General features: G+C 71.0%; 10 protein-coding genes. 1 reads left to right on the forward strand and 9 read right to left on the reverse strand.

Going from position 1 to position 10,225, the window contains the following annotated elements; all coding sequences use genetic code 11:
- From DEIPI_RS32010 to DEIPI_RS0116745, 7 genes are all read right to left on the reverse strand, one after another.
- On the reverse strand, window positions 1-822 hold an 822-nt coding region (locus DEIPI_RS32010; RefSeq protein WP_281173232.1), incomplete at its 3' end, for a glycoside hydrolase family 3 protein.
- Window positions 809-2,155, reverse strand: coding sequence for a GH1 family beta-glucosidase (locus DEIPI_RS0116720; protein WP_027482519.1), 1,347 nt, complete (start codon window positions 2,153-2,155; stop codon window positions 809-811). The genes DEIPI_RS32010 and DEIPI_RS0116720, both read right to left, overlap by 14 nt.
- 30 nt (window positions 2,156-2,185) lie before the next feature.
- Window positions 2,186-3,451: a glycoside hydrolase family protein gene (locus DEIPI_RS0116725; RefSeq protein WP_027482520.1), complete on the reverse strand. Its 1,266-nt coding sequence runs from the start codon at window positions 3,449-3,451 to the stop codon at window positions 2,186-2,188.
- Window positions 3,448-4,320, reverse strand: coding sequence for a carbohydrate ABC transporter permease (locus tag DEIPI_RS0116730; protein WP_027482521.1), 873 nt, complete (start codon window positions 4,318-4,320; stop codon window positions 3,448-3,450). The genes DEIPI_RS0116725 and DEIPI_RS0116730 overlap by 4 nt, the downstream gene beginning before the upstream one ends.
- Window position 4,321: 1 nt before the next feature.
- The gene (locus tag DEIPI_RS0116735; RefSeq protein ID WP_027482522.1) at window positions 4,322-5,299 is read right to left on the reverse strand and encodes a carbohydrate ABC transporter permease; all 978 of its coding nucleotides are present in this window, start codon (window positions 5,297-5,299) and stop codon (window positions 4,322-4,324) included.
- A 97-nt stretch (window positions 5,300-5,396) separates the two neighbouring features.
- Window positions 5,397-6,644, reverse strand: a complete 1,248-nt coding sequence (locus DEIPI_RS0116740; RefSeq protein WP_027482523.1) for an extracellular solute-binding protein — start codon at window positions 6,642-6,644, stop codon at window positions 5,397-5,399.
- An 85-nt stretch (window positions 6,645-6,729) separates the two neighbouring features.
- The gene (locus tag DEIPI_RS0116745) at window positions 6,730-7,755 is read right to left on the reverse strand and encodes a LacI family DNA-binding transcriptional regulator (RefSeq protein ID WP_027482524.1); all 1,026 of its coding nucleotides are present in this window, start codon (window positions 7,753-7,755) and stop codon (window positions 6,730-6,732) included.
- Between the two features lie 189 nt (window positions 7,756-7,944).
- Here DEIPI_RS0116745 and DEIPI_RS0116750 point away from each other — a divergent pair, with 189 nt between their 5' ends.
- Window positions 7,945-8,928, forward strand: a complete 984-nt coding sequence (locus DEIPI_RS0116750) for an aldo/keto reductase (RefSeq protein WP_027482525.1) — start codon at window positions 7,945-7,947, stop codon at window positions 8,926-8,928.
- Window positions 8,929-9,166: 238 nt separating this feature from the next.
- Here the strand turns inward: DEIPI_RS0116750 and DEIPI_RS32015 are convergent, their stop codons facing one another.
- Together DEIPI_RS32015 and DEIPI_RS32020 are read right to left on the reverse strand one after the other, a co-directional pair.
- Window positions 9,167-9,700: a hypothetical protein gene (locus DEIPI_RS32015; protein ID WP_084474451.1), complete on the reverse strand. Its 534-nt coding sequence runs from the start codon at window positions 9,698-9,700 to the stop codon at window positions 9,167-9,169.
- Window positions 9,701-9,702: 2 nt separating this feature from the next.
- A partial coding sequence (locus tag DEIPI_RS32020) for a M20/M25/M40 family metallo-hydrolase (RefSeq protein ID WP_045234538.1) occupies window positions 9,703-10,225 on the reverse strand: 523 nt, incomplete at its 5' end.

Consider the following 10,225-nt stretch of genomic DNA (forward strand, 5'->3'; position numbering starts at 1 on the left):
CAGGTGGACCGCGCGCAGGTCCGCGTCCGTCACGCGCGCGTCCGCGCGGTCCTTCCCGCCCTGCGGCGCGCCGTACGCCGCGAAGTGCTTCACGGTCGCCACGACGGACGCGGGACCGAGCGTGTCGCCCTGCAGGCCCAGCACGCTCTCACGCACCATGCGCGACGCGAGCAGGGGATCCTCGCCCCAGGTCTCGTAGAAGCGGCCCCAGCGGGGGTCGCGGCCCACGTCCGCGTCCGGCGCGAAGTTCCACGTCACGCCCGTGGCGCGCAGGGCGCGCGCCGTGACGGACGCCGTGGCCCGCGCGAGCGCGGGATCGAAGGTCGCGGCGAGCCCGAGGTTGTGCGGGAAGATCGTCGCGCCGACGACGTTGTTGTGGCCGTGCACGCCGTCCGCGCCGTACAGGATGGGGATCTTCAGCCGTGAGCGCGAGGTCGCGAAGCGCTGCAGGTCGTTCGTCATGCGCGCCCACGCCTGGGGCGTGTTCGGCACGGGCGCCGAGCCGCCGCCGCTGAGCAGCGAGCCGACGTGACGCTCGTCCAGTACGCGCCCCATCCATTCCTCGTTCAGCGGCCCGCGGTCCCACTCGTCCCGGCCCATGAGGCGCGTCACGTCGATCATCGCGAGCTGACCGACCTTCTCCTCCAACGTCATGCGGCCCAGCAGGTCCCGCACGCGGTCCTCCACGGACGCGGAGGGGTCGAGGTAGAGCGCGCCCTGCGCGGCCGCCCGCGCGGACGTCAGGGCGAGCGCGAGACTCAGGCCGAGCAGGACGCCGCGCCTTCCCCGGAAGGCGCGGCGCCGGGCGTCAGTCGCCCGCACGCTCCACCACGACCGGCGTCGGCGTGCCCGTGACGAGCGCGCGGTACCACAGCGCGCTGTCCTTGAGGACGCGGCGCTGGTTGCCGTAGTCCACGTACACGAGGCCGAAGCGCTTGGAGTACCCGTGCGCCCACTCGAAGTTGTCCATCAGGCTCCACGCGAAGTAGCCCTTCACGGGCACGCCCTGACGGGCGGCCTCCGCGACCGCCGCGAGGTGCCCCTCGAAGTAGCGGACGCGCTCGGGGTCGTGCACGCCGTCCGCGCCGAGCTCGTCCGGATAGGCGGCGCCGTTCTCGGTGACGAACACGGGCGGCAGGGTGTAGTCGTTCTCGAGGCGCACGAGGAGGTCCGTGAGACCCTGCGGGTACACCTCCCAGCCCATCTGCGTGTAGCTCGACTCCGTGGGGCGGACCTGCCCGCGCGCGGAGTCCACGCTGCGGCTGTAGTAGTTCACGCCGAGAAAGTCGATCTTCCCGGACGTCACGGCGAGGTCACCCTCGTGTACGTCGGGCACGTCCGCGCCGTACGCCTCCCACATGTCGGCGGGGTACTCGCCGCGCAGGACGGGATCGAGGAACCAGCGGTTGAAGGCCCCGTCGGAGAGGCGCGCGGCGAGCACGTCCTCGGGCGAGTCGGACGCGGGGTACGCGGGGTTGAGGTTGAGGACGATGCCGAGGTCGGCGCTCACGAGCTCCCGCATCGCGTGGACCGCGAGGCCGTGCCCGAGCAGCAGGTGATGCGCCGCGGCGAGCGCGAGGCGGCGGTCGCGCAGGCCGGGCGCGTGCTCCCCGATCTGGTAGCTCAGGATGCTGCTGCACCACGGCTCGTTGAGGGTGGCGTAGCTCCGCACTCGGTCCCCGAGGCGCCCGGCGACGATGGCGGCGTACTCCGCGAAGCGGTGGGCGGTGTCGCGGCTGGCCCAGCCGCCCTCGTCCTGCAGTTCCTGCGGCAGGTCCCAGTGGTAGAGCGTCGCGTACGGCGCGAGGCCGCGTGCCAGCATGCCGTCCACGAGGCGGTCGTAGAAGTCGAGGCCCTTCTCGTTGGCCGCGCCACGCCCGCCGGGCTGCACGCGCGGCCACGCGATGGAGAAGCGGTAGGCGCTCACGCCGAGGTCACGGATGAGGTCGAGGTCCGTCTCCCAGCGGTGGTAGTGGTCGCAGGCGACGTCGCCGCTGCTGCCGTCGAGAATGCGGCCGGGCTCGCGGCAGAAGGTGTCCCAGATGCTCTGGCCGCGCCCGTCGAGGCGGGTGGCGCCCTCGATCTGGTAGGAGGACGTGGCGACGCCGAAGGTGAAGCCGTGCGGGAACTGCTGTCGGTCGATGGTGCTGGTCATGGTTCGTCCTCGCGGAAGTCGAAAAGGGGGTCAGGGGAGGCGCTTGTAGACGAGGCGGGTGAGGGAGCGGCCCGGGAGGTCCACGCTCGTGGCGAGGGGGAGGCGGTCGAAGTCGGCCTCGTCACGCGCGGTCTGCTCGGTGAAGGTCTTGCCGCCGATGAGGGTCCAGCCCTCCAGCGGCGTCGCGAGCGCGCGGGTCGAGGTGGCGGCGTTCGTGACGAGCACGGTGAGGAGCTTCCCGTCCGCGGCGGCGTGCGGCCACAGGTCGGGATCGGTGGAGGTCACGCCCCACGCGGTCCCCCGGAAGCTCGCGAGCTGCGTGAAGGCGTAGAGGGTGGGCCGGGGCACCCCGGCGAGGTCCACGAGGCCATGGCCTCCGGCGGCGAGGATCGCGAAGTACTGCGCGAGGTCCGCGCCGCCCTCCGCGAGCCGCAGGGTCGTCTCGGCAGCCCACAGCGCCCCCACCCCGTCCGCGAGGTGCCGGGGTCGATCGGAGCGGTACGAGAGGCTGTACTCCGTCACGCCGAGCCGCACGTCCCGCGCGTGCCCGAGGGGGTTGGCGGCGGGGTCGCGCAGCAGGGCGCGGAAGGCGTCCAGGTGCGCGGTCACTTCACGGGCGGTGGCGAGGGCCTCCCCGTCGGGTCGGCTGCCGTCGGTGGGGTACTCGTGCCAGGTGAGGACGTCCACGACGTCACCGCACTCACGCACGAAGGCCCGCAGGAAGTCGGCGGCGGGCCCGTCGCCCTTGGAGACGGCGGGGCCCGCGAAGCGCGCGCCCGGATCCACCGCGAGGATCGCGGCGCGCTGCGCGCGGAAGGTGGCGCAGTACTTCCCGGGGGTCCACTCGGCGGCGCCGCGGTTCTTCGCGTACAGGTCGGGCTCGTTGCCGATCTCCCAGAGGGTGACCCCGAGCCCGGCCTCCCGCGCGTCGCGCGCGGCCTGCGCGGCGTCCTCGGGGCGGTTGCGGGCGCCTTCGCGGGTGGCGAACACGCGGGTCTGCACGGTCGCGGCGGTGCCCGCGCCCGCCACGCCGAGGTTCGCCTTCATGTACGCGAGGGCGGCGGCGGTGAGGTCGTTCTCGTCACCGACGTTGCCGCCGGGGAAGCGCAGCGACGTGGGCCGCACGGCGCGCACGGCGTCCACGGCCTCCACGAGGGGCATGTTCCAGCTCGCGTTGAAGCCGTTCACCGCGAGCGGCGCGATGGGCACGCCGGGTCCCGTGAGGGTGAGCGTGGCGGGCGCCGCCGACGCGGAGGCCACGCCGAGCGCGAGGAGGGCGGCGAGGACGCGGCTCATCCCTTGAGCGCTCCCGACGTGAGCCCGTCGATGAGCTGACGCGCCGCGAAGACGAACACGACGATGAGCGGCACCACCGTGAGCGCCACGCCGAGCATCAGCGCGCCCCAGTCGGTGTTGACGAGTCCCTGGATGCTGCGCAGCGCGAGCGGCGCGGTGTACGTCTCGTTGGAGCGGAAGATGATGAGCGGCCCGAGGAAGTTGTTCCACGAGTTGATGAACGTGACGAGCCCGAGGGTCGCGAGGGCGGGCCCGCACAGCGGCAGGATGACGCGGCGGTAGATGCCGAACTCGCTCGACCCGTCGATGCGGGCGGCCTCCACGAGCTCGCGCGGGATGGCGCTCCCGATGTACTGACGCATCAGGAAGATGCCGAAGGCGCTCGCCATGCCCGGCACCCACAGGGCGCGCGGCGTGTCGATCCAACCGAGCGCCTGCATGATCAGCGCGAACGGCACGATGTTGAGCGTGCTGGGGATCAGGAGCGTCGCGAGGACGATGCTGAAGAGCAGCTCGCGTCCCTTGAAGGAGTACATCGCGAAGGCGTACCCGGCGAGGGAGCAGAAGAACAGCGTCGTGACGGTCGCCATGATCGCGAGGTACAGGCTGTTCCAGAGGTTGCGCCAGAAGGGCGTGCGTTCCAGCAGGCTCTGGTAGTTCGACGTGGCGTTGTCGCCGAACCAGACGGGCGGCGGCAGCTGGAAGATCTCGGAGCGGCCGTGCGTGGCGAACACGAACATGAAGTAGAAGGGCGCGACGGTGATCAGGGCGCCGATCGCGAGGAGCAGGATCGCGCCCCAGCGGCTCATGGGGACGCGGCCCGCGCGGGCGCGGGTGACGTGGGTGGTGGGGCGGGCGGGGGCGGCCACGTCAGTCGCTCCCCGAGAGCCGCTCGCGGCCGAAGATGCGGTTGTTCACGAGGGTCAGCGCTCCGATCAGGACGAACAGCAGCCACGACATGGCCGCCGCGAGGCCCGCGTCGCCGTAGAAGTTGTACGTGCGGTACATGTACATGACGGTGGTGAGGGCGACGTTGCCGATGCCGCCCGAGTCGCCCGCGATGATGTAGGGCTCCTCGAAGAGCTGCAGGTTGCCGATGAGGGTCAGGGTGATCGCGACGAACATGATGGGCCGCAGCAGCGGCAGGGTGATGAAGCGGAAGCTCTGCCCGGTGGTGGCGCCGTCCACGCTGGCGGCCTCGTAGAGGTCCTTCGGGATGGCCTGCAGGCCCGAGAGGTAGAGCACGACGTTCCAGCCGACGTAGCGCCACACGACGACCGCGGCGACGGCGGGCTGCACGAACTCGCGGTTGCCGAGCCAGTTGATCTTCTCCTGCGGGAAGAGCCCGCCGATGACGGGCAGACCCGCCAGGAAGGTCAGCAGGGCGTTGAGGACGCCGTACTGCCAGCTGAAGATCGTCACGAAGATCACCGCGATCGCCACGACGGACGTGATGTACGGCAGGAAATACAGCGCCGTGAGGAAGCCCTGCGCCTTCTTGAAGGCCATGTGGATGGCGAAGGCGAGCGGGATGGCGATGAGGTGCTGCGGCAGGCCCGACTCGATCCCGATGACGGCGGTGTTGCGCAGCGACTGCCAGAAGGTGGGGTCGGTGAGGTTGTCGGTGAAGTTGCGCCACCCGACGAACTTCATCTCGCCGAGTCCGGCGGCGGGCTGCCACGACTGGAACGACAGGTACAGCGAGAACAGGATCGGGAAGAGCCCGAAGATCGCGAAGAGGATGAAGAAGGGGCTGATGAAGATGTACGGCGCGTACCGCCGCTGGAAGTTGTTCCAGCGCGCCCCGATGGGGAGGCGCTCGGTGGGGGGGTGGGCGCGGGCTTGCACGTGGGCCTCCTCGAACGGACGGTGGGTGTCACGCGCTCGGCGTGGCACCCACCCTGGGGCTCGGACCGTGGAACGCCGCTTGGCGTCCCGGCCTGCTTCAGCGGGCGCGGCGGGCGATGAGCTGCTGCGCTTCCGTGAGGGCCTGCTCGACGGTCTTGCTGCCGTCGAGGACGGCGCTGAGGCTGTCGTTGACGATCTGCTCCGCGACGGGGTCGAGGCGGTTCACGTCGATCGGCTTGATCTTGAGGGCCGCCTGGCGCCACAGGACGCGCGCCTTCTGGTTGGCGAGGTACGGGACGCCCTCGTTGAACAGGGGCGCGTTCTGCGCGGCGAGCAGCGCGGGGAAGGCGCCGGTCGTCTTGAACGCGAGGATCTGCTGGTCACGGTCGGTGGTGAGGTACTTGATGAGCTCCCACGCGGCGGCCTTGTTCTTGCTCTGCGTGGGAATGCCGTAGAAGGAGCCGCCGTACGAGGTGAAGGTGTTGCCGGGCAGCTGGGTGGCGTTCCACTTGCCCGCGTAGTCCTTCGCGAGCCAGTTCTGCATGTGCCCGACGAGCCACGCGCCGCTCACCTCGGTGGCAAAGTTGCCCTTCTGGAAGCCGGTCGTCCAGTCGCTGCTGAAGGCCGCGCCGACGCGGGCGTCGAGCTTCGCGTCGCGGATCTGCTTGGCGACGGTGAAGGCCTGCACGAAGCGCGGGTTGCTGGGCCCGACGAGGACCTTGTTGTCCTTGTCGAAGTACAGGCCCTCGCCCGTCTTGAGGCCGGAGCGGATGATGATCGTGGCGACCTCGCTCGCGTCGGGAATGAGGACCGTGCCGGGGTTCGCGGCGGCGATCTTCTTGCCGGCGGCGACGTAGGAGTCCCAGCTCTTCGTGAGGTCGGTGGCCTTCACGCCCGCCTTGGAGAGCAGGTCGGTGCGGTAGTACATGCTGCCGGGGCCGATGTCGGTCGGCATGGCGACGATGCGTCCGTCCTGGGTGGTGGATTGGGGGAAGGTGTACGCGACGAAGTTCTTCGAGAGGCTCTTGGCGTTGTAGGGGGCCTTGCTGAGGTCCACGAGGCCGTTGCCCTCGGCGAACTTGGCGATGTAGCCGAAGTCGATCGCGACGACGTCGTTCGCGCCGGAGCCCGTGGCGAGCGCGGTGGTGAGGGCGTTGTGGTGGTCGGCGTACGCGAGGGAGTTGATCTTCACCTCGATGTTGGGGAACTTCTTGTTGAAGCCGGGCAGGGCGGCCTTCACGACGCTGTCGAGGTCGGGGAAGACGCCGACCGTGATGGTGGTCTTCTGGGCGGAGGCGACGGAGGCGAGGACGAGGGCGGCGGCGACGAGCAGGTGCTTCTTCATGGTGGACTCCTGTGGGCGAGAGGACGAAGGTCTGAAAGCGCTTTCAGAAAGGCCGTGGGAAGTCAGGGCGAGGGAAGCCGGGACCTCACCTCCCCGCGAGGCCGTGCGCGGTGCGCAGCATGGCCGTCGACTCGCGCACGTGGACGCGCAGGTCGATGTGGGGCAGGTCGGGACCCTCGCCGGAGAGCAGGCGCAGCACGCACCTCGCCGTGACCACGCCGAGGTCGAAGGTCGGCTGCCGGACGGTCGTGAGGGGCGGCGTGGTGTACGTGGAGCTCGGCAGGTCGTCGAAACCCACGAGGGAGATGTCCTCCGGGACGCGCACGCCCTTGCGGTGCAGCGCGAGCCGCGCGCCGTACGCCATCTGGTCGTTCGCGGCGAAGATCGCGCTGAACATCTCGCGGCCCTCGACCAGGCGCGTCGCCGCGAGGAAGCCCGAGGGCTCCAGGAAGTCGCCCTCCATCACGAGCTCCGGCACCAGCGGGAGGCCCGCCTCCGCGAGCGCGGCCTCGTAGCCCGCGCGGCGGTCGCGCGCGTCCCGGTGCGACACGGGCCCCATGATGTGCGCGATGCGGCGATGCCCGAACTCGATGAGGTGCCGGGTGAGCTCGTAGGCGGCCTTCTCGTTGTCGAGCCGCAGGCACTGCTCCTCGAGGCCGGGCACGGTGCGTCCGAAGACGACGAGCGGCACCGCCGCCGCGACGGAGCGCATCTTCTCGTCCGGGAGGCTGCCGCCGAGGACGATCATCGCGTCGACCTTGCGGGCGAGCAGCACGTCGATGGCGGCGCTCTCCTCCTCGGCGCGCCAGTGGCCGTCCGCGAAGATCGGCATGTAGCCGCTGCCGCTCAGGCCCTGCTCGACGCCGCGCAGCATGTCCCCGTAGAAGGGACTGCTGATGTCCTGCGTGACGACGCCGACGCTCATGGTCCGGCCGCTGGCGAGGCCGCGCGCAAGCACGTTCGGTCGGTAGTTCAGCTGCGAGAGGGCGCGTTCGACCGCCACCCGCTTCTCGTCGCTCACCTGGGCGGTGCCGTTGAGGATGCGGGAGACCGTGCTGGCCGAGACACCGGCCGCACGCGCGACTTGCGCAAGCGTCACAGGAGTTTCCATACGTGCTTGCCCGGAGCATAATCACTTCTGAAAGCGTTGTCAAATGGGCGTCAGGTGAAGGAATTCTTGAGGGCACTGAAGAGTACGTCCAGAACGTCTTCAATTTGTTTCGGAATTGCTTCCACCGAGCAGAGCCATGAAAGCGCTCCCACGGAAAGTGATATCAAGAAGACACACCACAGGAGGACCATGAACCCACGACGACTCGGCAAGACCGGCTACCTCGTCTCCCCCGTCAGCTTCGGCGCCTGGGCCATCGGCGGCACCTGGGGCGACGTGGACGACCGCGACAGCCTCGCCGCCCTGCACCGCGCCCTCGACCTCGGCGTCACCTTCTTCGACACCGCCGACGTCTACGGCGACGGCCGCAGCGAACGCCTCCTCGCGCGCCTGCGGCGGGAGCGTCACGAGCCCTTCCACGTCGCCACGAAGGCCGGACGTCGCCTCGACCCGCACACCGCCGCCGGGTACACCCGCGAGAACCTGCGCGCGTTCGTGGAACGCAGCCTGCGCAACCTCGACGCGGACACCCTCGACCTCCTGCAACTCCACTGCCCACCGGGCGAGGTGTACGAGCGCGACGACGTCTACGGGGCGCTCGACGACCTCCGCCGCGAGGGGCTCGTGCGGCACTACGGCGTCAGCGTCGAGACCGTCGACGAGGCCCTCACCGCCGTCAAACATCCCGGCGTCGCCACCGTGCAGATCATCTTCAACGCCCTGCGCCTCAAGCCCGCCGACCGCTTCCTCGGCGAGGCGCGCGCGCGCGACGTGGGCGTGATCGCGCGCGTCCCGCTCGCCAGCGGCCTGCTCACCGGCAAGCTGCGGCCCGACACCGCCTTCGCCGAGGACGACCACCGCCACTTCAACCGTCACGGCGAGGCCTTCGACCGGGGCGAGACGTTCTCCGGCGTGGACTACGAGACCGGCCTCGCGGCGGTCGAGCGGCTCCGGCCCCTCGTCCCGGCGGGCGCCACGCTCGCGCAGTTCGCGCTGCGCTGGATCCTGATGTTCGACGAGGTCTCGTGCGCCATCCCGGGCGCCAAGACCCCCGCGCAGGTCGAGGACAACGTCGCCGCCGCCGCCCTGCCCCCACTCACCCCCGAGCGGATGGCCGCGGTGCGCGCCGTGTACGACGAGTTCGTCCGCGACGAGGTGCACGCCCTCTGGTAAGCCGCCGCACCCCCGCCCATGAGCGAGGAGGTTTCCATGGACACCGCCTACGACGAACAGAACCTGCGCGTCCTCCTGACCGAACTCTACCCGTCGCCGCCCCCGCTCACGCTGCGCGCACGGCTGCCCGAGGAGCGCCTCCTCGTCGAGCTCGATCGTCCGGCGCCCGCGCAGCTCCAGGGCCCGCTCGCCGCGATCCTGCAGCCCGAGTGGCCCGAACTGCCGCCCCACGGGGGCGTCACTCCATCCAGGGGTAGGCGCTCCGCAGGGCCGCCTCGTACTTCTCGCGCAGCCTCGCCGTGAGCCGCCCGAGGTCACGCCGCGACAGGTTCGGCAGGGCCGCCGACGCGCGGGCCACGGCGTCGTTCAGGACGTCCTCATGCGCCGAGAAGGCCTTGCGGCGCGCGCCGCGCCGCACCGCCACGGGTGTGAGTGCGGGCCGGAACGCCTCCACGAGCGCGTCCATCCGCGCGTCGAGGTTCGCCCGCCGGGTCCGCTGGGCCTGCTCCGCGCGGTCGCGGGCGTCCATCGCGCGGCCCTGCGCCACGAGGAAGTCCTCGGTGGATTCCGCGTCCCGGACACGCTCCTCGTCGTAGAGCTTCACGGGCGGGAGGCGCCTGCGGCTCCCGAGCCGCATCAGGTTCGGCCGCGTCGCGTCGTGCGCGCCGAGAAAATCCCGGATCAGGGTGGGCGTCCAGCCGCGCTGCTTGAGGTCGTGCGTGCTGAGCATCCCCTTGGGTTGCGCGGGCTCCTGCTTCTCGCGGCGCGGCACGCTCAGTCCTCGGCGACGAAGCGCAGGTCCGTGCCGGGCAGGGCCGTCACGAAGCGGTGCAGGACGCCCAGCGCGCCCTGGAGGTCCCGCAGGTCGACCACCTCGACGGGGCTGTGCGTGTAGCGGTTCGCGACGGACAGCGCGCCCGTCGCGACACCGTGGCCGGCGTGCTGCAGCGCGCCCGCGTCCGTCCCGATCCCCTTGAGCAGCTCGCGCTGCACCTCCACGCCCGCCCCGTCGGCGGCGGCGTGCAGCGCGCGGCGAACCGCCGGGTGCGCGAGCGTGGAGAAGTCCATCACCTTCACGGCGGGCCCCGCGCCGATCCTGAGGTGCCCTCCGTTCGTGTCGGGCGTGTCGTCGGCGGCGGTCATGTCGAGCGCGAGCGCCACGTCGGCGTCCAGACGGCGCGCCACGGCGTGCGCGCCGCGCAGCCCCACCTCCTCCTGCACGGTGAACACGAGGTGCACCGTCACGGCGGGCCGCTCGACCTTCAGCCGCCCCGCGAGTGCGAGCAGCACCGCGCAG

The organism is Deinococcus pimensis DSM 21231 (assembly GCF_000519345.1).
Classification (GTDB): domain Bacteria; phylum Deinococcota; class Deinococci; order Deinococcales; family Deinococcaceae; genus Deinococcus_A; species Deinococcus_A pimensis.

Excerpts from the sequence above, each read along its gene's own strand:
- DEIPI_RS0116720 (WP_027482519.1), bottom strand. The coding sequence starts at position 2,155 with ATGACCAGCACCATCGACCGACAGCAGTTCCCGCACGGCTTCACCTTC.
- DEIPI_RS0116725 (WP_027482520.1), bottom strand. The coding sequence starts at position 3,451 with ATGAGCCGCGTCCTCGCCGCCCTCCTCGCGCTCGGCGTGGCCTCCGCG.
- DEIPI_RS0116740 (WP_027482523.1), bottom strand. The coding sequence starts at position 6,644 with ATGAAGAAGCACCTGCTCGTCGCCGCCGCCCTCGTCCTCGCCTCCGTC.
- DEIPI_RS0116745 (WP_027482524.1), bottom strand. The coding sequence starts at position 7,755 with ATGGAAACTCCTGTGACGCTTGCGCAAGTCGCGCGTGCGGCCGGTGTC.
- DEIPI_RS0116750 (WP_027482525.1), top strand. The coding sequence starts at position 7,945 with ATGAACCCACGACGACTCGGCAAGACCGGCTACCTCGTCTCCCCCGTC.